Source organism: Pseudomonas sp. SK3(2021) (genome assembly GCF_016772375.1).
Classification (GTDB): Bacteria; Pseudomonadota; Gammaproteobacteria; order Pseudomonadales; family Pseudomonadaceae; genus Aquipseudomonas; species Aquipseudomonas chlororaphis_I.
Genome location: NZ_CP061943.1, coordinates 995,809 through 1,017,638, shown reverse-complemented (window position 1 = coordinate 1,017,638; position 21,830 = coordinate 995,809). Strand labels below are relative to the sequence as shown.

Here is a 21,830-nt window from a genome sequence, read left to right as displayed (position 1 = left end):
CGCCGGATGTAGGGGCGAGCTTGCTCGCGATGCTCTTCAAAGGCCCAGCAGCGACAACATGATAAAGGTCGCGAACAGCACGAAGTGGGTCATGCCTTCGATGGCATTGGTCTCACCGTCATTGAGGTTGATCGCGCTGACGATCAGGGTGATGAAGATCATCACCGTCTGCACCGGAGTCATCGCCATCTGGAACGGCTGGCCAGTGTAGAGCGCCATGGCCTCCATCACCGGCACCGTCAGGATCACCGTCGACAACGACGCGCCCAACGCAATATTGAGCACCGACTGCATGCGATTGGCCAACGCCGCGCGCAGGGCCGTGAGGATTTCCGGCGCCGCGGAAATCGCCGCCACCAGGATCGCCGTGATCACCGGCGGCGCGCCCGTACCTTCCAGCCCCAGGTCGAGGGTCTTGGACATCACCTCCGCCAGGGCGCCGATCAGCACCACGCCGAACACCAGGGTGGCGATGGAGAACGCCAGGCTGACAGGTGCTGGCTGGTCTTGCGTCGGTTCTTTCTTGCGGCGTTTTTCCGGGTAGCTGTAGCTGAAGAAGTAGCTGTGGGCGCCGACCTGCATGCGCAGGAACAGGGTGTACAACAGCACCATGGCGCCAATGGTGAAGGCCGAGTAGAGCTTCCATTTCGCTTCGGGGATGAACTCCGGCACCACCATCGACACGCCCATGGCGGTGAGGATCATCACGCTGTAGGAGCGCGCCGAATCGTCGTTGTAGGCCTGCTCGCCATGCTTGATCCCGCCCATCAGCGCTGCCAGGCCGAGGATGCCGTTGATGTCGAGCATCACCGCCGAATAGATGGTGTCGCGCACCAGGGTCGGCGAGGCCTCGTTGCTCATCATGATCGCCAGGATCACCACCTCCACCAGGACCGCGGCGAGGGTCAGGATCATGGTGCCGTAGGGGTCGCCGACCTTCTCCGCCAGCAGCTCGGCGTGATGGGCGACGCGCATCGAGGCGGCGACGATGAAACCGATCAGCACCAACCCTGAGATCAGCGCCACGCCCTGGCCGCTGTTGAGCAGCGCATGCTCCAGCGGATAGGCAACCAGCGCCGCGAGCAGCGCCAGCAACAGAAAACTTTCTTGCTTGAGTGAAGTGAACATTGCAGTCCTTTGACCGGATAAATCGAGCAGTAGAGATGAGCTAAAGACTGCATGGAGTCACTGACGTTTCGTTACACCTTAGTGCACCAGTGAATGGCGTTGATGGGCGTGAGTGCACCGGGATGAGCCTGTGCGGATCCGTCTGGCCTCTTCGCGGGCAAGCCTCGCTCCTACAGAAGCGGGATGATCCTGCAGGAGCGAGGCTTGCCCGCGAAGGCTTCACCCAGCCCCCCGAAATTTTGTTGTCCTGTTGGTCAGCTATTTGCATTGAGCCATTCAAGCCTTAGAGCCCAGCCTCGCCCCACAACAAAATGGAGTCCGGATTCATGCATAAACGTCCGTTGCAAAAATTGCTGTGCGCCCTCACCGCGGCCATCGGCCTGAGCGTCTCGCTGGGCGCCAGCGCCGCCGATCCGTTGAAGGTCGGCTTCGTCTATATCGGCCCGATCGGCGACCACGGCTGGACCTATCAGCATGAGCAGGGACGCAAGGCGCTGGTGGAACAGTTCGGCGACCGGATCAAGACCAACTACGTGGAGAACGTCGCCGAAGGCGCCGACGCCGAGCGGGTGATCCGCAACATGGCCAAGGACCAGTACGACCTGATCTTCACCACCTCCTTCGGCTACATGAACCCGACCCTGAAAGTCGCCAAGCAATTCCCCAAAACCACCTTCGAACACGCCACCGGCTACAAACAGGACAAGAACCTCGGCACCTACCTGGCCCGCACCTATGAAGGTCGCTACGTCGGCGGCTTCCTCGCGGCGAAGATGACCAAGAGCAAGAAGGTCGGCTACGTCGCCTCCTTCCCGATCCCGGAAGTGATCCGCGACATCAACGCCATCCAACTGGCCCTGAACAAATACAACCCGGGCACCGAGATCAAGGTGGTATGGGTCAACTCCTGGTTCGACCCGGGCAAGGAAGCCGACGCCGCCAACGCCCTGATCGACCAGGGCGCCGACGTGATCTTCCAGCACACCGACAGCCCGGCGCCGATCCAGGCCGCCGAACGTCGCGGCGTGTATGCCGTGGGCTACGCCTCGGACATGGCCCACTTCGGGCCCAAAGCGGTGCTGACCTCCATCGTCAACAACTGGGGCCCGCACTACATCCAGGCCACCCAGGGCGTGCTCGACCACAGCTGGAAATCCCAGGACTACTGGGGCGGCCTGAAGGAAGGCACAGTCCAATTGCCGATCAGCGACCTGGTGCCGGCCGAGGTCAAGCGTGAAGCCGAGCAGATCATCGCCGACATCAAGAGCGGCACCTTCCACCCGTTCACCGGGCCGATCAAGGATCAGGCCGGCGTGGAAAAACTCGCCGCCGGGGTCAGCGCCAGCAATGCAGAACTGGCGTCGATGAACTATTACGTGGAAGGCATGAAGGCCGACATTCCGAAATGACTCATCGAATCCTGTAGCCGTTGCCGCAGGTTGCGCCAAGGTCCGAAGGTTCTTTGCTCGATATCCAGAGCACGCCCCCTTCGGGGTCGATCGCAGCCTGCGGCAGCGGCTACAGGACCGTGGGTAACTTGAGAGCATTCATATGAACCAGCTTCCAATCATCGACATCAGCCCGCTCTACGGCGACGACGCCCAAGGCTGGAACAGCGTCGCCCAACAGATCGACCGCGCCTGCCGCGAGTGGGGCTTCTTCTATATCAAGGGCCACCCGATCACCTGCGCGCGCATCGGCCAGTTGCTCGACGCCGCCCGGCAGTTCTTCGCCCTGCCGGCCGCCGAGAAACTCAAGATCGATATCACCCAGACCCGCCACCACCGCGGCTACGGCGCGATCGCCACCGAACAGCTGGACCCGGACAAGCCCAGCGACCTCAAGGAAACCTTCGACATGGGCCTGCACCTGCCGGCCGACCATCCCGAGGTGCTCGCGGAAAAACCGCTGCGCGGCAGCAACCGGCACCCGGATATCGCCGGCTGGGAAGCCCTGATGGAGCAGCACTACCTGGACATGCAGGCCCTGGCCCAGACCCTGCTGCGGGCCATGACCCTGGCCCTGGGCATCGAGCGCGACTTTTTCGACCGCCGCTTCAAGGAGCCGGTCAGCGTCCTGCGCCTGATCCATTACCCGCCGCGGCACACCGCCAGCAGCGACGAGCAGCAAGGTGCCGGCGCCCACACCGACTACGGCTGTATCACCCTGCTCTACCAGGACAACGCCGGCGGCCTGCAGGTGCGCAACGTCCAGGGCCAGTGGATCGACGCCCCGCCCATCGAGGGCACCTTCGTGGTCAACCTCGGCGACATGATGGCGCGCTGGAGCAATGACCGTTACCTGTCGACGCCACACCGGGTGATCAGCCCGCTTGGGGTGGACCGCTACTCGATGCCGTTCTTCGCCGAACCCCATCCGGATACGCGCATCGAATGCCTGCCCGGTTGCCAGGATGCCGGGCATCCGCCGAAGTACCCGGTCACCACTTGCGCTGAATTTCTCTTGTCGCGGTTCGCCGATACCTATGCCTATCGCCGGGAACTGCAAGCGTCCTGATCGGCCGGTTGGTCAGGTTTTGCCGAATCGTCCGCGTGCGCCTGTAGAATGCCTGCCCTTATGGGCGCGACTGGAACCCGACGCGCCCGCGCAGCCCTGGGGAAACCCGGGGCCGGCGCCTGTCATCGCACCTTGCGGTCGGCTTTTCGCCGCAGGATGATGGAGCGCAACACGTTCACGCAGCGCTCGACTGCACCTGATGAGATCACACCCATGTACGACTGGCTGAACGCCTTGCCCAAGGCCGAACTGCACCTGCACCTCGAAGGCTCCCTGGAGCCCGAGCTGCTGTTCGCCCTGGCCGAACGCAACAAGATCGCCCTGCCCTGGCGCGATGTGGACACCCTGCGCAAGGCTTATGCCTTCAACAACCTGCAAGAGTTCCTCGACCTGTACTATCAGGGCGCGGACGTACTGCGCACCTCCCAGGACTTCTACGACCTGACCTGGGCCTACCTGCTGCGCTGCAAAGCGCAGAACGTCATCCACACCGAGCCCTTCTTCGATCCGCAGACCCACACCGATCGCGGCATCCCCTTCGAAGTGGTGCTCAACGGCATCGCCAGCGCGCTCAAGGATGGCGAGCAGCAACTGGGCATCACCAGCGGCCTGATCCTCAGCTTCCTGCGCCACCTGAGCGAAGACGAAGCGCAGAAAACCCTCGACCAGGCGCTGCCGTTCCGCGAAGCCTTTGTCGCGGTCGGCCTGGACAGTTCGGAAATGGGTCACCCGCCGAGCAAGTTCCAGCGGGTGTTCGATCGTGCCCGCAGCGAAGGTTTCCTCACCGTGGCCCACGCCGGTGAAGAAGGCCCGCCCGAGTACATCTGGGAAGCCCTCGACCTGCTGAAGATCCAGCGCATCGACCACGGCGTGCGCGCCTTCGAGGACGAGCGGCTGATGCAGCGCATCATCGACGAGCAGATCCCGCTGACCGTCTGCCCGCTGTCGAACACCAAGCTCTGCGTGTTCGATCACATGTCGCAGCACAACATCCTCGAGATGCTCGAGCGTGGGGTGAAGGTCACCGTGAACTCCGATGACCCGGCCTACTTCGGCGGCTACGTCACCGAGAACTTCCACGCCCTGTACACCCACCTGGGCATGACCCAGGATCAGGCCAGGCGCCTGGCGCAGAACAGCCTGGATGCGCGCTTGGTCAAGCCGTAACCGCGATACACCTGTAGCCGCTGCCGAAGGCTGCGATCGACCGGAACGGTCGCGGCGATCTCAACGACGCTGGAGGTCCTGCGGGCCTATCGCAGCCTGCGGCAGCGGCTACAGCTCAGGCACCGACTTCGCTCAACTCTTCCAGCGTCTTGCCCCGGGTCTCCATCCCGAACAGCCAGACCAGCGCCGCGGCGACCGCGAAACACAGTGCGCCCAGGGCGAACACCCCACCCTGCCCGGTCATCGGGAACACCACGCCGGTCACCCAAGGCCCGAGCAGCGAACCGATGCGCCCCACCGCCGAGGCGAAGCCGGAGCCGGTAGCCCGCGCCGAGGTGGGATACAACTCAGGCGTGTAGGTGTAGAGCACCGCCCACATGCCGAACAGGAAGAACTGCATCAACAGGCCGGAGCTGACCAGCAGCGCCACGTTGCCGCCGAACACCGCGCTCTGCCCGTAGAAAAACGCCATGACCCCACCGCCCAGCAGGGTGATCACACACACCGGCTTGCGCCCCCAGCGCTCCACCAGCCAGGCGGCCATGAGGAAGCCGGGAATGCCGCCGAGGGAAATCAGCACCGTGTAGTACACCGACTGGGTCACCGCGAAACCCGACTGCTGCAACAGGGCGCTGAGCCATGAGGTCAGGCCGTAAAAACCCAGCAGGGCAAAGAACCACACGCTCCAGATCATCATCGTGCGCTGGCGATAGAGCGGCGACCAGATCTCGCGCAAGGCCGAGAAGAAATGCCCCGGCACGCTTTCCACCCGCGGCAGGCGCACCGGCTCGGGCAGGTCCGCGCGCTGCAACGAGGCCCGGACCTTATCCTCGATCCGTCGCAGCACCTGGTCGGCATCGGCGTGCCGCCCGGCCTGCTCCAGCCAGCGCGGCGACTCGGGAATGAAGAAACGGATCGCCAGCACGAACACCGCCGGGATCGCCAGGACCAGGAAGATGTCGCGCCAGCCGATCAGCGGCAGCAGGAAGTACGAGAGCACGCCCGCCGCGACAAAACCCAGCGGCCAGAAGCCGTCCATCAAGGCGATATAGCGCCCGCGCCGCTGGGCCGGGATCATCTCCGACAGCATCGACTGGGCGATGGGAAACTCCATGCCCATGCCGATCCCCAGCAGCACCCGGAACAGGGTCAGGCTGTCCACCGTCTGCGCCGTGGAGCACAGGTAGCTGGCGATACCCCAGAGCACGATGCTCCACTGGAACACCGGCTTGCGCCCGAAGCGGTCGGCGAGCATGCCCGACAGCGATGCGCCGACCACCATGCCGAAGAAACTCGCACTGGCCAGCAGGCCGGCCTGGGCTGTGCTCAGGCCGAACTCGGCTTTGATCGAGCCGAGCAGGAAGGTCATCATCGCCAGGTCCATGGAGTCGAAGAAAAACGCCAGGGCGATGATGATGAAAATGACTCGGTGATAACCACTGATGGGCAAGCGTTCCAGACGCTCCGCCGCACTGTATCCCTGACTTGCCATGCCCCGTCCCCCCGATTGAATGGTCTGCAATCGAGTGTGCAAGATCGACGCCGCCGCTCGGTGCTGGATGCGACCTGCCCGCACCCCGCAACGACGCCGCCGGCCAGGGTCATTGATCGGCGTGGCCTGGCTTGGGGTAATGCGCGGAAATTTCAGCGCAACGCGCCTGCAACATGTCCCGCAGCAGCTTCACCGGTTTGCTCAACTGCGCCCGATGGGCGCACAACAGGTTCAGCGGTGCCCGTTCGCAGCGCAGCTCCGGCATCAATACCTTGAGCCGCCCGGCCAGCACATCGGCCGCCACGTCGAGCCAGGACTTGTAGGCGATGCCTTGCCCCGCCAGCGCCCACAGGCGCACCACATCGGCATCGTCGCTGAAACGATCGCCGCTGACCGTCAGGCCCACCTCGCGCTTGCCGTCATGGAAGCTCCAGTGGTCGTGCACCCGGCTGCCGAGCATGTAGAGCAGGCAGTTATGCTGGGCCAGTTGCTCCAGCTGACGCGGCTCGCCGCAGCGGGCCAGGTACTCGGGGGCGGCCACCAGCACCCGGCGGTTCCGCGGCGCGACGGGCAGGGCCACCAGGCTGGAGTCTTCCGGTTCGCCATAACGCAGGGCGATGTCCACCGGCTGGCGAAACAGGTCGGCGATACGGTCGCCCAGCAGCAGGCGCACCGTGAGTTTGGGGTGCTCCTGCTGGAACCGGTCGAGCCAGGGCAACAACAGGTTGCGGCCGAAGTCCGAGGGCGCGGACAGCTGGAGAACGCCGCTGACCTGATCCTGCCCGCTGGCCAGCAGGCGCCGCCCTTCCTCCAGGTTGCTCAGGGCCGCGCGGGCGTATTCGAGAAACCCTTCGCCCTCGGCGGTCAGGCGCAGGCTGCGGGTCGAACGCGCCAGCAGCCGGGCGCCGAGCTGCTGCTCGATGCGCTTGAGGGCGGCGCTGGCCACCGCCGCCGACAGGTCCATGACCCGCGCCGCGGCGGACAGGCTGCCGAGGTCGGCGGCGCGCACGAACAATTGCAGGTCATCGAATCGCAGCATCTGGCTCACCGGTATTATCAAAAAAATATTGAAAGAGACTGCTGTTTTAGCCGGTTTTATCTTCGCGGGAAATGGCCAATTATCTGTGCACGCTTACACCGGCCTCTCACACCCGCCGTCATAACCGCCCTGAAGGACGCCACCATGTCGCAAGCCTTTACCGCCATCGCCACCCTTGTCGCGAAGAGCGGCCAGCAGGCCCTGCTCCAACGCGAACTCACCGCCCTGGTGCAACCGAGCCGTGAAGAAGCCGGCTGCCAGTACTACAACCTGCACCAGGACGCCGAAGACCCAGGCACCTTTTATGTGCTGGAGCGCTGGGACGATGAGGCAGCCCTGGAGTTTCACAACGCCACGGCGCACTTCCAGCACTTTCTCAGCCAGACCCGCGAGGCGATCGAGCACTTCGAGCTCAAGCGCCTGCTGCTCCTCTGACCCAACCTTCATCTTCATCAGGACAACTCACCATGAAAGCCATCGCCTACTACGCCTCCCTGCCGATCAACGATCCTTTGTCCCTGCAAGACATCGAACTGCCGGAACCGGTCGCCGGCCCACGCGACCTGCTGGTGGAAGTCAAAGCCATCTCGGTCAACCCGGTGGACACCAAGGTCCGCCAGAACGTCCAGCCTGAAGGCGGCGCCGCCAAGGTGCTGGGCTGGGACGTGGCCGGAGTGGTCAAGGCGGTGGGCAGCGCAGTCAGCCTGTTCAAGGCCGGCGACAAGGTGTTCTACGCCGGCTCGATCGCCCGCGCCGGCGGCAACAGCGAACTGCATGTGGTGGACGAGCGCATCGTCGGCCATATGCCCAAGAGCCTGGGCTTCGCCGAAGCCGCCGCCCTGCCACTGACCGCGATCACCGCCTGGGAACTGCTGTTCGAGCGCCTGCAGATCGCCGAAGGCCAGGCCGATCGGCAGCAGAGCCTGTTGATTGTCGGTGCGGCCGGCGGCGTCGGTTCGATCCTCACCCAACTGGCCAGCCAGCTCACCGGCCTCAAGGTCATAGGCACCGCCTCACGCGCTGAAACCCAGGATTGGGTACGCGAGCTGGGTGCCGACCTGGTGATCGACCATAGCCAGCCGCTGAGCCAGGAGCTGAAGAAGGCCGGCCAGGCCAGCATCACCCATGTCGCCAGCCTGACCCAGACCGATGCGCACCTGGACGAGTTGGTCGAGGCGCTCGCGCCCCAGGGCCGGCTGGCGCTGATCGACGATCCGAAAACCCTCGATGTGACCAAGCTCAAGCGCAAGAGCCTGTCGCTGCACTGGGAGTTCATGTACACCCGCTCGCTGTTCGAGACCGCGGACATGCAGGAACAGCACAAGCTGCTCAATCGCGTCGCCGAGCTGATCGACGCTGGCACCCTGAAGACCACCCTCGGCGAGCACTTCGGCACTATCAACGCGGCCAACCTGCGGCGCGCTCACGCCTTGCTGGAGAGCGGCAAGGCCAAGGGCAAGATCGTGCTGGAAGGGTTCTGAGGCAGGGAGCGGACGGTGTCCTGCCGGCTCAGGAAAAGGGCAGGATGCCGTCAGTCCGACAGTTGGCCCTTGTCATACTTGCGACCGTATTCGGGTCTACACTGGGGGCCTTTGCAATGCAGTCTTTTACGCGAGGAGGTCAGCAATGAAGATCCTGATAAAAGAATTGGCAAAATCCCAAGGCACCCAATGGCAGGTTCAACTCGACCAGCATGCGGTGACCTTCCGCAGCGAGGCCGAAGCCCGAGCCTTTGCCAATACGCTGGAAACGCGTCTGCACGCTCCCCATCGATTCCCCGAAAGCCAACAGCGCGCCGCCGGCTGATTACAGCTGGGCGGCTTGCAGCGCCCTGGCGTTCTGCAATTTCCGGGTGACCATCGCCAGCGTCACCACCAGAATCCCACACAGGCTGATGACCGTCGCCATCGGCACGGCGCTGCCGTCGTGCAGCACGCCCACCAGCGCCGCGGCGCCGGCCGCCACGCTGAACTGCAGGCAGCCGAGCATCGCCGAGGCGCTGCCGGCCCGTGCGCCCTGACCGTTCATGGCGCAGGCCGAGGCATTGGGAAGGATGCAACCCAGGCTGGCGATGCAAATGAACAGCGGCACCAGCAGCGGCCAGAGTTGTGCCGGATGCAGCGAACTGACGGCGAGCAGCGCCAGGCCCCCCAACAGGTAGATCCACACTGTGCGCGCCAGCAGGAACGCCGGACCGCGCTTGGCCAGCAACCGTGCATTGAGCTGCGCCACCAGGATGAAGCCGCCGGCGTTGACCCCGAAGAACCAGCCGAAGTGCTCGGCCGGCACACCGTAGAGCTTGATGAAAACGAACGGCGAACCGGCGATGTAGGCGAACATCCCGGCGATGGCGATGCCTCCGGTCAGGGCATGGCCGAGAAACACTCGGTCGGCCAGCAGCCGACCGTACTGGCGCAAGGCGCCGGACAACGGCTGGCGCGGCACATGGGCCGGCAGGCTTTCCGGCAAGCCCAGGGCTACCGCCAGACCGGCCAGGGCGCTGAACAGGGTCAGCATGATGAAGATCGACTGCCAGCCGTAGAGATTCACCAGCAGGCCGCCGAGCATCGGCGCCAGGATCGGTGCCAACCCCATGACCAGCATCAGCTGGGAAAACACCTTGGCCGACCCCACCGCGTCGCACTTGTCGCTGACCACCGCCCGGGAAATCACCATGCCCGCGCAGCCGCCCAGTGCCTGGACGAAGCGCGCACCGATCAGCCACTCCAGGTTCGGCGCGTAGGCACAGGCCAGGGACGCCAGGGTGAACAGCCCCACCCCGACCAGCAACGGAATGCGCCGGCCAAAGCGGTCGGCCACGGGACCGTAGGCGAGCTGGCCGATGGACAGGCCGAGGAAGTAGGCCGCCAGGGTCAGCTGAACGTGTTTTTCATCGGTGCCAAAGGCCAGCGCCATCGCCGGAAACGCCGGCAGATAGAAGTCGATGGCCAGAGGACCGAAGGCGCTCAGGGCGCCGAGAATCAGGATTGTGCGAAGGTTCATCAGGCATCCAGGTGCGGGTCGGTCGGCAGCCCGACAGTCTATCCGCGCTTGGAAGCCTTGAACATTCCGATAGGTCGCTAACTATTAAAAAGACCGGTCAAATCCGCTCAGGCCAGCTTGACCGCATAGCCTTCTTCGCTGATCAGGCTGATCACCTCGTCGGCGGACAAGCGGCTTTCCACGCCCACTTCCCTGGCCCCGAGATCGACCTTGACGCTGGCCGCCGGGTCCTTGCTCTGCACCGCCTGAGTGATGGCCCGGACGCAGTGACCGCAGGACATACCTTCGACATTGAACACTTGCATGACGCTTCTCCTGTAGTGAGGGTTGCCGCCAGTCTCGACCTTGCCATCATGGCAAGGTCAAGTTCCGGATGCATCTGCCGGGCTGGCAATCGGCGACGGGCTCGGCCAAGCTTCACCCCTCAACGACACGACACTAGGAGATTCAGCCATGCGCTGGTCGGTTATCAGCCTGTTCAGCCTCCTCGGCCTGATCGCGGCCACCCCTTCGGTCAACGCCGCCGGCGAGGACTACGGCGTCCTGATCATTTCCCGGGAACGGCTGGAAGTCGCCACGTCCTGCGAAATCGGCCTGTACATCCAGGACCAGTTGGCGGGCCGGCTGTTCCAGGAACAAGCCACGTCCTTCAACCTGCCGCCGGGCAAAGTCTCGCTGCGCCTGAAACTGCTGCCGGGGCAGATGCCGGGCTGCAACCCGGGCATGCTCGCGCCAGGCTCCCAGGACATCAGCCTCAAGGCCGGCGACGTGCTGAAGTTCCGCATCGCCATGAGCCCGTCGGGCCTAAACCTCCAACGCACCGGCCTGGGATACTGAAGCGCCGGATCGTCGCCTGCGCCCTGTCCCTCCCCGGAACCGGTACGGGCGACGATCCTGATCAGGCGTCACCGAGACAGATTGAAGCCCCCCGCACCATGGCGCTTGACCTTGCCAACATGGCAAGGTTGATCCTGTCGACAACCGTTTACAGGGAGTGTCAGTGATGTCCGAATCAACCACTTTTGACCTGCCGATTGCCGGCATGACCTGCGCCAGCTGCGCCGGGCGCGTGGAACGCGCCTTGAGCAAGGTCGCGGGGGCCATGGCCGTCAGCGTCAACCTCGCCACCGAACAGGCCCGTGTCCAGGCGCCCAGCGACAGCCTGCCGGCACTGATGGCCGCCGTGCAGGATGCCGGCTATAGCGTGCCGGCCCACAGCCTGGAACTGAATATCGGCGGCATGACCTGCGCCTCCTGCGTCGGCCGTGTCGAACGGGCCCTGGCCAAGGTGGCCGGGGTCACCCGGGTCAGCGTCAACCTGGCCAACGAACGCGCGCACGTCGATCTGCTGGGCCAGGTCGATAGCGCCAGCCTGATCGCCGCCGTCGACAAGGCCGGCTACTCCGCCACCCTGTGGCAGGCCGAACACCCCGAACGCGACGATCAGCAGCAACGCCTGCAGCGCGAACGCTGGTCCCTGGTGCTGGCGGTCCTGCTGGCCCTGCCGCTGGTACTGCCCATGGTGGTGCAGCCCTTTGGCCTGCACTGGATGCTGCCGGCCTGGGCGCAGTTCGTCCTGGCCACGCCGGTGCAATTCATCTTCGGTGCGCGTTTTTATGTCGCCGCCTGGAAAGCCGTGCGCGCCGGTGCCGGCAACATGGACTTGCTGGTGGCCCTGGGCACCAGCGCCGGTTATGGCTTGAGCCTGTACCAGTGGGCCATCACCCCCGCCGACGGCATGCCGCACCTGTACTTCGAGGCCTCGGCCGTGGTGATCGCCCTGGTGCTGCTGGGCAAGTACCTGGAAAGCCGCGCCAAGCGCCAGACCGCCAGTGCCATCCGTGCCCTCGAAGCCTTGCGCCCGGAACGGGCGATCCTGGTCGTCGACGGCCTTGAGCAGGAAGTGGCGATCAGCGCCCTGCGCCTGAACGACCTGGTGCTGGTCAAGCCCGGCGAGCGCTTCCCGGTGGACGGCGAAGTAGTCGAAGGCCAGAGCCATGCCGACGAAGCCCTGATCAGCGGCGAGAGCCTGCCGGTGCCGAAACAGCCCGGCGACCCGGTGACCGGCGGCGCCATCAACGGCGAAGGCCGGCTGCTGGTGCGGACCCTGGCCCTCGGCGCGGAAACCGTGCTGGCGCGCATCATCCGCCTGGTGGAAGACGCCCAGGCCGGCAAGGCACCGATCCAGAAGCTGGTGGACAGGGTCAGCCAGGTGTTCGTGCCGGCGGTACTGGTGCTGGCCCTGGCGACGCTGATCGGCTGGTGGCTGTATGGCGCGCCGCTGGAAACCGCACTGATCAACGCGGTCGCGGTGCTGGTCATCGCCTGTCCCTGCGCGCTAGGGCTGGCCACGCCGACCGCGATCATGGCCGGCACCGGCGTCGCCGCCCGCCACGGGATCCTGATCAAGGACGCCGAAGCCCTGGAGCGCGCCCATGAAGTCAGCGCGGTGGTCTTCGACAAGACCGGCACCCTGACCTCCGGCACGCCGCGCATCGCTCATCTGGATGCGGTCGATGGCGACGAAGACCGCCTGCTGCAAATGGCTGGCGCCCTGCAACGCGGCAGCGAGCACCCGCTGGCCAAGGCCGTTCTCGACCTGTGCACCGAGCGCCAGTTGGCGGTGGCCGACGTCAGCGCCAGCCAGTCCCTGACCGGCCGCGGCATCGCCGGCACCCTCGACGGGCGCCAACTGGCCCTGGGCAACCGGCGCCTGCTGGAAGACAGCGGCCTGCAGGCCGGCGACCTGGCAGCTTCGGCCCAAGCCTGGGAAGCCGAAGGCCGCACCCTGTCCTGGCTGATCGAACAACAGCCGCAACCCCGTGTACTGGGCCTGTTCGCCTTTGGCGATACCCTCAAGCCCGGCGCCCTGCAAGCGGTGCAACAACTGGGCGCGCGCCATATCGGCAGCCACCTGCTGACCGGCGACAACCGCGGCAGCGCCAAGGTGGTCGCCGAGGCCCTGGGCATTACCAACGTGCACGCCGAAGTGCTGCCCGCCGACAAGGCCGCCACAGTCGCCGAACTGAAAAAGACCGGCGTGGTGGCGATGGTCGGCGACGGTATCAATGACGCCCCGGCCCTGGCCGCCGCCGATATCGGCATCGCCATGGGCGGAGGGACCGATGTGGCGATGCACGCGGCGGGGATCACCCTGATGCGCGGCGACCCGCGCCTGGTGCCGGCGGCCCTGGAGATCAGCCGCAAGACCTACGCGAAGATCCGCCAGAATCTGTTCTGGGCCTTCGTCTACAACCTGATCGGCATTCCGCTGGCGGCGTTCGGCCTGCTCAACCCGGTGCTGGCCGGGGCGGCCATGGCGCTGTCCAGCGTCAGCGTGGTGAGCAATGCGCTACTGTTGAAAACCTGGAAACCCAAAGACCTGGAGGACGCCCGATGAACATCGGCCAAGCAGCCCGCAAGAGCGGCCTGAGCGCCAAGATGATCCGCTACTACGAGTCCATTGGCCTGCTCAGGCCGGCCCATCGCAGCGACAGCGGCTACCGCCTGTACGGTAATGACGACCTGCACAGCCTGGCGTTTATCAAGCGCTCGCGGGACCTGGGGTTTTCCCTGGAGGAAGTGGGCAAGCTGCTGACCCTGTGGCAGGACCGCCAGCGCGCCAGCGCCGATGTCAAAGCCCTGGCCCGCCAGCACATCGACGAGCTCAACCGGAAAATCGCCGAGCTGGCCGGGCTGCGCGACACCCTGCAGGACCTGGTGCAGCACTGCCAGGGCGACCATCGTCCGGATTGTCCGATCCTCAAGGACCTTGCTTCGGGCGGGGCTGCCTGCACCCATGATCTGTAGCCGCTGCCGTAGGCTGTGATCGGTCTGGGTGGCATTCCGGGCGAAGAGGACGTGTTCTTCGAGATCGCTGGAAGGCTCTTCGAGCCTTATCGCAGCCTGCGGCAGCGGCTACGTGATTCACGGGCACAAAAAATCCGGCCATTGCCGGATTTTTTGTGCCCGTGAATCACTGCATCCAGGGCGGAGGCGGGGGTTCCTCGGACTTGGTCGGTGGCGCGTCGTCGGCCATGCGCATGGCCTGGCGCCGCTCCTCGTCCAGGCGCGCCGCCTCGATCTCCCGCAGCACGCCGCCGACATCCGCCAGTTCTTCCGGATCGTCGAACTCGCCGGTCAAGACGCTGGCCGGGTGCAGGGTGCCGGCTTCGTACAACGCCCACATCTCCTTGGCGTAACGGGTGCGTTTGAGCTCCGGGGCAAACCGCCCGAAGTAGGACGCCATGTTGCCGACATCCCGCTCCAGCATGCTGAAGGCATGGTTGTTGCCCGCCGCATCCACCGCCTGGGGCAGGTCGATGATCACCGGGCCATCGGGGGTCAACAGCACGTTGAACTCGGACAGGTCACCGTGCACCAGACCGGTACACAGCATCAGCACGATCTGGGAAATCAGGAAGGCGTGATATTCGCGGGCCTGATCCGGCTCCAGCACCACATCGTTCAGACGCGGCGCGGCATCGCCGTATTCATCCGCCACCAACTCCATCAGCAGCACGCCTTCGAGGAAGTCGAACGGCTTGGGCACCCGCACGCCGGCATTGGCCAGGCGGAACAGCGCCGCCACTTCGGCGTTCTGCCAGGCGTCCTCGGCCTCCTTGCGCCCGAACTTGGACCCCTTGGCCATCGCGCGAGCCTGACGGCTGTTGCGTACCTTGCGGCCTTCCTGATACTCGGCCGCCTGACGAAAACTTCGTTTGTTCGCCTCCTTGTAAACCTTGGCGCAACGTAATTCGTTGCCACAGCGCACCACATAAACAGCTGCTTCTTTACCACTCATGAGTGGGCGCAGCACCTCGTCGACCAGACCGTCCTCGATCAGGGGTTCAATGCGTTTTGGAGTCTTCATCAGCTTTTATCAGGGGTCCTTTATTACCAAACACGCGAATGTCACTCCTTATACGGCAATCCTCGCACCGCGGGGAGAGGTTACCGACCTGCGACCGGACGGATGCACTCAATGTGCCAAGTCAACCCGTCATGTCGACACGCTCGACCGACCTGGATCATAGCCCAGTGCTCGGCGGCTGCCCGTTACCAAAGGCCAGGGTATATGCGACAGACGCTGGCGAACTCGCTCCTGCAGGGGTCGCCACTGCGCAAACGGCTGGGCCCTCAGCGCTCGACAATCGCCGTCACACCCTGGCCACCGGCGGCGCAGATCGAAATCAGGCCTCGTCCCTTCCCCGCCACCTCCAGCAGTTTCGCCAGGTTGGCGACAATCCGCCCGCCGGTGGCGGCGAACGGATGCCCGGCGGCCAGCGAACTGCCTTTGACATTCAGCCGGCTGCGGTCGATGGCACCCAAGGGCGCGTCCAGCCCCAGGCGGGTCTTGCAGTAGTCCGCATCTTCCCAGGCCTTGAGCGTGCACAGCACCTGCGCAGCGAAGGCCTCATGGATTTCGTAATAGTCGAAGTCTTGCAGTGTCAGGCCGTTGCGCGCCAGCAAGCGCGGCACCGCGTAGACCGGGGCCATCAGCAGCCCTTCCGCGCCGTGGACGAAATCCACCGCCGCCGCTTCGCCGTCGCGCAGATAGGCGAGGATCGGCAAGCCACGCGCCTTCGCCCACTCCTCACTGCCCAGCAGCACCAGGGACGCGCCATCGGTCAACGGCGTGGAGTTGCCCGCGGTCAGGGTGCCCTTGTCGCTGCGCTCGAACACCGGCTTCAACGACGCCAGCTTTTCCAGGGTCAGGTCCGGGCGCAGATTGTTGTCGCGAGTCAGGCCGAGGAAAGGAGTCATCAGATCGTCGTGCCAACCCTCGGCATAGGCGGCGGCCATTTTCTGATGGCTCTCCAGCGCCAGTCGATCCTGCTCGTCGCGGGGAATGTTCCAGGTCTGTGCCATCAGCTCGCAGTGCTGGCCCATGGACAAGCCGGTACGCGGCTCGCCGTTGCGCGGCAGTTCCGGCTTGAGGTGCCGGGGGCGCAGTTGCAGGAAGGTCATGAGCTTGTCGCCCAGGGTCTTGCCGCGGTTGGCCTGCAGCAGGATCTTGCGCAGCCCTTCGTTGACCCCGATCGGCGCGTCCGAGGTGGTATCGACGCCACCGGCGATACCGCAGTCGATCTGCCCCAGGGCGATCTTGTTGGCCACCAGCAACGCTGCTTCCAGGCCGGTGCCGCAGGCCTGCTGGATATCGTAGGCCGGGGTGGTCGGCGACAGGCGCGAGCCGAGCACGCATTCGCGGGTCAGGTTGAAATCCCGGGAATGCTTGAGCACCGCGCCGGCGGCCACCTCGCCCAGGCGCAAGCCGTGCAGGCTGTAGCGTTCGATCAGGCCTTTCAGGGCCGCGGTAAGCATGGCCTGGTTGCTCGCGGTGGCGTAAGGCCCGTTGGAACGGGCGAAGGGGATGCGGTTGCCGCCGATAATCGCAACACGACGCAGCTGAATCATGGAAAGCTCCCTATTCTGTGAGTGGCACAACCGACAAGCGTAGGTTGTATATCGAACGACCGAAGGCCCCTCGTGGTCCACACTTTGAACCCCAGCAATCAGACTGCTTGAAAACGTAGCGAGCGAAGGCAAGACAAGGCAAAAACAGGTGAGGAACGGCCGGGGTCGCCGGCGACTTTAAGCACCTAAATGAGCATTCCGATCGGACTCGCGCACGAGCCTGTTTTTAACGCAGGATTGCGCGCGAAGCCCGCAGTAGTTTTCAGACAACCTGACCGGAGAGTGTTTCATGTCAGATCGTTACATCGACTTCGCCAACTCGTCCATCGGCCATCGCCTGGTCGGGGCCCTTGGCCTGCCGTCGCCGGTACGTCTGGAGCGCTGGCAAGCAGGCCGCATGCGCCCGGTCGAAGGCGCGCTGCTGATCGGCGGCGGCCCGCTGACCCGGCAGATCAGCGCCATCGCCCCGCGGTTGACCGAGAGTATCTACAGCTACGGCACCGATCCGACCCTCGCCACGGCCTGGATTCCCGGCCACGGCCCCAGGCTCAAGGCCGTGGTGTTCGACGCCAGCGATATCCTGCAGACCGGCCAGCTCAAGCAATTGCGCGAATTTTTCCAGCCGCTGATGAAGAACCTCGAGCCCAGCGCGCACCTGGTGATTCTCGGCCGTGCCCCGGAAACCCTCGACGACCCGTTCGCCGCCAGCGCCCAGCGCGCCGTGGAGGGCTTCAGCCGTTCGCTGGCCAAGGAGCTGCGCAGCGGCGCCACCCTGCAATTGCTGTACGTCGGTGAGGGGGCCGAAAGCCAGCTGGAAGGCGCGCTGCGGTTCTTTCTCTCGCCGAAAAGCGCTTATGTCTCCGGCCAGGCGATTCGCCTGAACCCCTGCGCCACCCAGGTCCATGACTGGACCCGGCCCTTGGCCGGCGCGCGGGCCCTGGTCACCGGCGCGGCGCGCGGCATTGGCGCGGCAATCGCCGAAACCCTGGCCCGGGACGGCGCCCAGGTGGTGCTGCTGGACGTGCCCGCCGCCAAGACCGACCTCGAAGCCCTGGCCGCGCGCCTGGGCGGCCATGCGATCACCCTGGATATCTGCGCCGAAGACGCCGCGACCCGGCTGGTGGAACAGTTGCCGGACGGCATCGATATCGTGGTGCACAACGCCGGGATCACCCGCGACAAGACCCTGGCCAACATGACCCCGGAATTCTGGGACGCGGTGCTGGCGGTCAACCTCGACGCCCCGCAAGTGCTGACCCAGGCACTGCTGGACAGCGGCACCCTGCGCGACAACGGCCGGGTGATCCTGCTGGCGTCCATCAGCGGTATCGCCGGCAATCGCGGGCAGACCAACTATGCGGCGAGCAAGGCCGGGCTGATCGGCCTGGCCCAGGCCTGGGCACCGCTGTTGCAGACGCGCGGCATCAGCATCAACGCCGTGGCCCCGGGCTTTATCGAAACCCAGATGACCGCGCACATTCCGTTCGCCTTGCGCGAAGCCGGACGGCGCATGAGTTCACTGGGGCAAGGCGGCCTGCCGCAGGATGTCGCCGAAGCCGTGGCCTGGCTCGGCCAGCCGGGTAGCGGTGCGATCACCGGGCAAGCGCTGCGCGTCTGTGGGCAAAGCGTATTGGGAGCGTGAACATGAGTCTGCAATGGCATGAGCTGGATACCCCGCCGAACCTGCCCGAGCTGTACTGGAAGGCCGCGACCCGCCGCAGGATCACCGGCACCGAGCTGCCTGAGTATGGCCTGCGCCGCCCGGTGAGCGTGCAGCCGGCGAAGCTTGCAGCCTATCGCCAGGTCTGCGGTTTTACCGATAACGGCTTGCTGCCGCCGACCTATCCCCATGTACTGGCGTTCGCCCTGCAGATGCAATTGCTGACCGCCAGGGACTTTCCCTTTCCGCTGCTGGGGCTGATCCATCTGGCCAACCGCATTCGCGTGCTGCGGCCCATGGGTGGGGTCGGCAACTTGAGCATCGGGGTGCGTGTGGACAACTTGCAGCCCCATGCCAAAGGCGCGGTCTTCGATCTGTTGACCAGCGTCGACGACGCTCTCGGGCCCCTGTGGGAAGCGCAAAGCCGGATGCTCTGCCGGGGCGTGCAACTGCCGGGCGAAGCACCGGCCGAAGAGCCCCGGGGCGAGGCCAGCCTCAGCGAGCTGACGCGCTGGCAAGCCCCCGCCGATATCGGTCGGCGTTACGCCCGGGTGTCCGGCGACTACAACCCGATTCATCTGAGCGCCGTGAGCGCCCGAATGTTCGGTTTCCCCCAGGCCATCGCCCACGGCCTGTGGAACAAGGCGCGGACCCTGGCGGCATTGAGCGAGCATTTGCCGGCGGCCGATATCGAGATTGCCGTGGACTTCCGAAAGCCGGTGCGCCTGCCCAGCGAGGTGTGCCTGCTGGCAAGCGCCGCGGGTTCGAGCGGTGACCTGCGCCTGATCGGCGTGGGCGACCTGGAGCATATGAGCGGGCATTGGCAACCGCTGGCCTGAGCCCACCTCAACCGCGACGAATCAGGAACACACCCGCCAGGATCAGCACCAGCCCGGCAATCTTGCCGAGGCTGATGGGCGCCTCGCGAAAACCCGCCCAACCGAAATGGTCCAGCGCCAGGGCCATGCCCAACTGCCCGGCCAGCACCAGGGCCATGAACAGCATGGCGCCGATCCGCGGCCCGGCGAAGGCCGCGGTGGCAATGAAAAACGCCCCCAGCAGACCGCCACACCAATGCCACCAGGTCAGGCTTTTCAAGGCACTCAGGCCGGGCACTTCGCGCTGGGCCATGGTCAGGACCAGCAAGGCCAGGGTACCGACAAAAAACGAGATCAACGCCGCCGCCAGCACGCTGGAAACCTGCTTGGCCAATTGGCCGTTGATTCCCGCTTGCAGGGGTAGGAAGGCACCGGCAATCACCGGCAGGCAAAGCAGCCACCAGACAGGGGCAGGCATAAAGTTTCTCCAAAGAAAGTCCAGGCTGCGGATTATAAGGCAAGTTGACGCCAAATCCGTGACGGGGTCGCCTGGCCATTAATTGTATATATATAACTTTCGTTGAGGCGCCCTGAGACTTTGCAATCAAAAAACACAAGTTACTGATTAATAACAGTTTACTAAGAGCAGATGCGCTCACCACGCCTTTGGCATTAATCCCTTCGCAGGAGCAAAAACAGTCGATATATAAGTTGTTAATACCAAGTTGAGAATGGTGAAAAAAAGCCCTTGGACCTTTTATAGCGACAACGGACGAAAACATCTCCAGCAACAGAACTGGGGAGTTATCGAAAACAACAAAACGTTGTAACAGGTGCAAGGAATCTCACTCATGAAAACTCAAGTCTGGTTGAAAACAAGCACAGCACTGGCCCTGATCCTGGCCCTCGGCCTGACCGGCTGCAGCAGCGGCGGTGGCGGCCACAAGAGCAGTTCCGGCAGCTCCTCGCCTGACAGCGCGGCAGGTGCCGACAGTGGTTCCGGCGGCGCAGGCGATGGTTCGGGTGGCGCAGGCGGAACCGGTGGTGGCACCGCAGGCACAGGCGGTACCGGCGGCACTGATGGTACAGGTGGTACCGGCGGCGGCACCGCAGGCACCGGTGGCACGGGCGGCACTGGCGGGACCGGAGGCACGGGTGGCGGGACCGATCCGACCAATCCAACGGATCCGACCGGCCCGACTACACCCACCACCACCCCGTTGGTCACCTCGACCCTGGTGTCTGACCTCGGCACCACCATCAGCGGCGTCGGCGACGGTGTCAGCACCCTCAGCAACGCGCTGACTCCGCTTCCGGTAGTCGGTGGGGTACTGCAAAGCGCGGTGAACACCTCCGGCAATGTGGTCGACACCGTAGGCGATGGCCTGACCAATGGCCTCGGCCAACTGGGCAGCGATCCACAGGCCTTGAGCAAGACCACGGCCATCGTCGGCAACGTGGTATCGGACGTCGGCGACGGCGTCTCGGACATCAGCGGCAGACTGGCCACCAGCACCAGCAGTATTCCCCTGGTGGGCGGCGTGGTCACCCGGGTGGCGCCGGTACTCGACGGCGTCGGCAGCAAGGTCAGCATGCTCGGCGACACCCTCACCACCGTGACCAGCAGCGGCCCCCTGGGGACAGTGACAGACAAGGTGGGCAACAACCTGCTGGTACCGGTCGTCACCCTGGCAGAAGGCCTGACCGGCAAGGTGGGCAGCACGACCGGCCTGGGTACCCCGGTCGACGGGCTGGTCACCCAGGTCGGCAGCGTGGTCGACAGCCTGGGTAACAAAATCACCGCCACCGGCGGCGGCAACCCGCTGACCAATACCCTCGGTGGCGCCCTGAACAACATCGGTACCACCGCCACCACGGCAGGAGGCCTGGTGACCACCAGCGGCTCGGGCACAGGTGGCGGTATCGGCGGCGCAGGCCTGCTGGAAACCGTCGGCGGTGCGGTGGTCAACCTGGGTAACGGCTTGAATGCGGGCAACACCAACACCCTGGTCAGTGCCGCGGGTGTAAGCGGTGCCTCGGTCGGCAACGTCGTGGCCTCGGTGGGCGGAGCCCTGGGTGGCACCGGTGTCGCCAATGTCGGCGCCACTGCGCCACTGGCCGGTGTCGGCGCCACGGTCGGCGCAGCGTTGAACCCGGTCACCAGTACCGTCACTGGCCTGACCCAGCAAGCAGGTGCCACAACCGGAGTGGGCAGCCCCGTCGCCGGTCTGCTCACCCAGGTAGGCGGCGCCGTCAGCACGGTAGGCACCAGCATCACCGCCAGCGCCCCCAACCCTGTGGTGAGCACCGTCGGCCAGACCGTCAACACCGTGGGCGCTACCGTCGCCACGGTCGGGACCCTGGTCAACGGCGGCACCACCAGCGGCAGCGGGACCACAGGCACCACCGGCGTGCTGGGCGGTGTACTCGGTGGCTTGACCGGAACCCTGGGCGGCAGCCGATAAGCGTTTTGCACCTGGCCGATTCGACGGCCCTACCTACAGCGCCTACGCTTGGTTGGAGACGAGGGATTCGATTGAGTCTCTCGTCTTTTTCTTGTCTGGAGCATGACGGTTGCAGTACTTGATC

Annotated in this window: 20 protein-coding genes; 12 read left to right on the top strand and 8 right to left on the bottom strand. The window is 64.9% G+C overall.

Going from position 1 to position 21,830, the window contains the following annotated elements; all coding sequences use genetic code 11:
* Nucleotides 1-36 precede the first annotated feature (36 nt).
* A complete protein-coding gene (locus IF690_RS04525; RefSeq protein WP_202699005.1) occupies nucleotides 37-1,128 on the bottom strand; it encodes a calcium:cation antiporter in 1,092 nt (363 codons plus the stop codon).
* Nucleotides 1,129-1,454: 326 nt separating this feature from the next.
* On the opposite strand from IF690_RS04525, the gene IF690_RS04520 reads away from it, so the two are divergent.
* The 3 genes from IF690_RS04520 (at nucleotide 1,455) to IF690_RS04510 (ending at nucleotide 4,812) form a co-directional block, all read left to right on the top strand.
* Nucleotides 1,455-2,537, top strand: coding sequence for a BMP family ABC transporter substrate-binding protein (locus tag IF690_RS04520; RefSeq protein ID WP_202699004.1), 1,083 nt, complete (start codon nucleotides 1,455-1,457; stop codon nucleotides 2,535-2,537).
* A 142-nt stretch (nucleotides 2,538-2,679) separates the two neighbouring features.
* A complete protein-coding gene (locus IF690_RS04515; protein WP_202699003.1) occupies nucleotides 2,680-3,645 on the top strand; it encodes a 2-oxoglutarate and iron-dependent oxygenase domain-containing protein in 966 nt (321 codons plus the stop codon).
* A gap of 213 nt (nucleotides 3,646-3,858) precedes the next feature.
* The gene (locus IF690_RS04510; protein WP_202699002.1) at nucleotides 3,859-4,812 is read left to right on the top strand and encodes an adenosine deaminase; all 954 of its coding nucleotides are present in this window, start codon (nucleotides 3,859-3,861) and stop codon (nucleotides 4,810-4,812) included.
* Between the two features lie 115 nt (nucleotides 4,813-4,927).
* On the opposite strand, the gene IF690_RS04505 is transcribed toward IF690_RS04510, so the two are convergent.
* Both IF690_RS04505 and vimR read right to left on the bottom strand, forming a co-directional pair.
* Nucleotides 4,928-6,304 carry an MFS transporter gene (locus IF690_RS04505; RefSeq protein ID WP_202699001.1) on the bottom strand — a complete coding sequence of 459 codons (1,377 nt, stop codon included), beginning with the start codon at nucleotides 6,302-6,304 and terminating at the stop codon, nucleotides 4,928-4,930.
* 109 nt (nucleotides 6,305-6,413) lie between these two features.
* Complete coding sequence (gene vimR / locus IF690_RS04500; protein ID WP_202699000.1) at nucleotides 6,414-7,343, bottom strand: transcription regulator VimR; 930 nt, start codon at nucleotides 7,341-7,343, stop codon at nucleotides 6,414-6,416.
* Nucleotides 7,344-7,487: 144 nt separating this feature from the next.
* On the opposite strand from vimR, the gene IF690_RS04495 reads away from it, so the two are divergent.
* The 3 genes from IF690_RS04495 (at nucleotide 7,488) to IF690_RS04485 (ending at nucleotide 9,149) form a co-directional block, all read left to right on the top strand.
* The gene (locus IF690_RS04495; protein WP_202698999.1) at nucleotides 7,488-7,778 is read left to right on the top strand and encodes a putative quinol monooxygenase; all 291 of its coding nucleotides are present in this window, start codon (nucleotides 7,488-7,490) and stop codon (nucleotides 7,776-7,778) included.
* Nucleotides 7,779-7,810: 32 nt separating this feature from the next.
* Entirely contained in the window at nucleotides 7,811-8,824 is a 1,014-nt protein-coding gene (locus IF690_RS04490; protein WP_202698998.1) for a zinc-binding alcohol dehydrogenase family protein, read from the top strand.
* Nucleotides 8,825-8,969: 145 nt separating this feature from the next.
* Nucleotides 8,970-9,149, top strand: a complete 180-nt coding sequence (locus IF690_RS04485) for a hypothetical protein (protein WP_053277307.1) — start codon at nucleotides 8,970-8,972, stop codon at nucleotides 9,147-9,149.
* On the opposite strand, the gene IF690_RS04480 is transcribed toward IF690_RS04485, so the two are convergent.
* Together IF690_RS04480 and IF690_RS04475 are read right to left on the bottom strand one after the other, a co-directional pair.
* Nucleotides 9,150-10,346 carry a multidrug effflux MFS transporter gene (locus tag IF690_RS04480; protein WP_202698997.1) on the bottom strand — a complete coding sequence of 399 codons (1,197 nt, stop codon included), beginning with the start codon at nucleotides 10,344-10,346 and terminating at the stop codon, nucleotides 9,150-9,152.
* Nucleotides 10,347-10,453: 107 nt separating this feature from the next.
* The gene (locus IF690_RS04475; RefSeq protein ID WP_007923288.1) at nucleotides 10,454-10,651 is read right to left on the bottom strand and encodes a heavy-metal-associated domain-containing protein; all 198 of its coding nucleotides are present in this window, start codon (nucleotides 10,649-10,651) and stop codon (nucleotides 10,454-10,456) included.
* Between the two features lie 148 nt (nucleotides 10,652-10,799).
* On the opposite strand from IF690_RS04475, the gene IF690_RS04470 reads away from it, so the two are divergent.
* The 3 genes from IF690_RS04470 to cueR all read left to right on the top strand — a co-directional run bounded on the left by IF690_RS04470 (nucleotide 10,800) and on the right by cueR (nucleotide 14,156).
* Nucleotides 10,800-11,183, top strand: a complete 384-nt coding sequence (locus IF690_RS04470; RefSeq protein WP_202698996.1) for a hypothetical protein — start codon at nucleotides 10,800-10,802, stop codon at nucleotides 11,181-11,183.
* A 166-nt stretch (nucleotides 11,184-11,349) separates the two neighbouring features.
* On the top strand, nucleotides 11,350-13,746 hold the full coding sequence (locus IF690_RS04465; protein WP_202698995.1) for a heavy metal translocating P-type ATPase: 2,397 nt from the start codon (nucleotides 11,350-11,352) through the stop codon (nucleotides 13,744-13,746).
* Nucleotides 13,743-14,156, top strand: coding sequence for a Cu(I)-responsive transcriptional regulator (gene cueR, locus IF690_RS04460; protein WP_202698994.1), 414 nt, complete (start codon nucleotides 13,743-13,745; stop codon nucleotides 14,154-14,156). Before IF690_RS04465 ends, cueR begins: the two co-directional genes overlap by 4 nt.
* A gap of 166 nt (nucleotides 14,157-14,322) precedes the next feature.
* Here cueR and IF690_RS04455 read toward each other — a convergent pair whose 3' ends face one another.
* Nucleotides 14,323-15,219: a PA4780 family RIO1-like protein kinase gene (locus tag IF690_RS04455; RefSeq protein ID WP_025807928.1), complete on the bottom strand. Its 897-nt coding sequence runs from the start codon at nucleotides 15,217-15,219 to the stop codon at nucleotides 14,323-14,325.
* A 266-nt stretch (nucleotides 15,220-15,485) separates the two neighbouring features.
* On the bottom strand, nucleotides 15,486-16,763 hold the full coding sequence (locus IF690_RS04450) for an acetyl-CoA C-acetyltransferase (protein ID WP_202698993.1): 1,278 nt from the start codon (nucleotides 16,761-16,763) through the stop codon (nucleotides 15,486-15,488).
* 289 nt (nucleotides 16,764-17,052) lie between these two features.
* On the opposite strand from IF690_RS04450, the gene IF690_RS04445 reads away from it, so the two are divergent.
* The gene (locus tag IF690_RS04445) at nucleotides 17,053-18,405 is read left to right on the top strand and encodes a 3-oxoacyl-ACP reductase (protein ID WP_202698992.1); all 1,353 of its coding nucleotides are present in this window, start codon (nucleotides 17,053-17,055) and stop codon (nucleotides 18,403-18,405) included.
* Between the two features lie 2 nt (nucleotides 18,406-18,407).
* Nucleotides 18,408-19,262 carry a MaoC family dehydratase gene (locus tag IF690_RS04440; protein WP_202698991.1) on the top strand — a complete coding sequence of 285 codons (855 nt, stop codon included), beginning with the start codon at nucleotides 18,408-18,410 and terminating at the stop codon, nucleotides 19,260-19,262.
* A gap of 7 nt (nucleotides 19,263-19,269) precedes the next feature.
* Here IF690_RS04440 and IF690_RS04435 read toward each other — a convergent pair whose 3' ends face one another.
* Complete coding sequence (locus IF690_RS04435; protein ID WP_202698990.1) at nucleotides 19,270-19,719, bottom strand: DMT family transporter; 450 nt, start codon at nucleotides 19,717-19,719, stop codon at nucleotides 19,270-19,272.
* Between the two features lie 373 nt (nucleotides 19,720-20,092).
* Between IF690_RS04435 and IF690_RS04430 the strand changes: the two genes are divergently transcribed.
* A complete protein-coding gene (locus tag IF690_RS04430) occupies nucleotides 20,093-21,706 on the top strand; it encodes a collagen-like triple helix repeat-containing protein (protein WP_202698989.1) in 1,614 nt (537 codons plus the stop codon).
* Nucleotides 21,707-21,830 lie beyond the last annotated feature (124 nt).